The sequence below is a fragment of the Flavobacterium sp. H122 genome (assembly GCF_004959765.1).
Taxonomy (GTDB): Bacteria; Bacteroidota; Bacteroidia; order Flavobacteriales; family Flavobacteriaceae; genus Flavobacterium.
Map to the genome: position 1 here is coordinate 1 of NZ_SJZD01000047.1, position 272 is coordinate 272.

Annotated in this window: 1 protein-coding gene; it reads right to left on the minus strand. The window is 40.8% G+C overall.

Going from position 1 to position 272, the window contains the following annotated elements; genetic code table 11:
- On the minus strand, window positions 1-272 hold a 272-nt coding region (locus EZM65_RS15405; RefSeq protein ID WP_136669449.1), incomplete at both ends, for a condensation domain-containing protein.

The window sequence follows — 272 nt, forward strand, 5'->3', positions numbered from 1 at the left end:
ATGGTTTTGAAACACAACCATCACATCAAACAAGGCTGAACGGCCTGTATCTTTCTTTAAATTTAGTTTGCTTACCAGTTCGTCAAACTGGTAGTGTTGGTGTTCGTAAGCACCTAAAAGCGTTTGCTTTTGTTTTTCCAAAATGGAAACAAACGTATTTTGTTCTTCTAACTGGGTGCGTACAGCCAGCGTGTTAAGGTACAATCCTACCTGATTCTCCAAGTCTGGATGTTCTCTTCCTGCAACCGGAGTACCCACAATAAGATCTGTTT